2 protein-coding genes are annotated in these 361 nt (G+C 58.7%); both read left to right on the forward strand.

The genetic code is table 11. From position 1 onward, the window contains the following. Positions 1 to 197 (forward strand): hypothetical protein (locus AB4Z32_RS27895; protein WP_442125038.1); only part of this gene is annotated, 197 nt, incomplete at its 5' end. Continuing rightward, positions 194 to 361, forward strand: a 168-nt coding sequence (locus tag AB4Z32_RS27900) for a sugar phosphate nucleotidyltransferase (RefSeq protein WP_442125039.1), incomplete at its 3' end; no start/stop codon positions are given. The genes AB4Z32_RS27895 and AB4Z32_RS27900, both read left to right, overlap by 4 nt.

The following is a 361-nucleotide window of genomic DNA, read 5'->3' on the forward strand; positions in this document are numbered from 1 at the left end:
GCGCTGGACGACAAGAAACAATCCGGCTGGTTCGGCGCGCCGCACAAGTAAGAAACCGGCGGGTCAATGACCCGCCCTACGACACTTCGCCGCAACGCGCGATGGTGGTCGTAGGGCGGATCATCGATCCGCCGTTGCCCGCGCCGCCTTACGGCTTTAGAATGACCACACGACAAAATCCGAAGGACTACAGATGAAAGCAGTGATTCTTGCCGGTGGCCTGGGTACCCGGCTGAGTGAAGAAACCACCGTCCGCCCCAAGCCGATGGTTGAAATCGGCGGCAAGCCGATTCTGTGGCACATCATGAAGTCCTACTCTGCGCATGGCATCAACGAATTCGTGATCTGCTGCGGCTACAAG

This window comes from Massilia sp. 2TAF26, assembly GCF_052115005.1.
Lineage (GTDB): Bacteria > Pseudomonadota > Gammaproteobacteria > Burkholderiales > Burkholderiaceae_D > Telluria.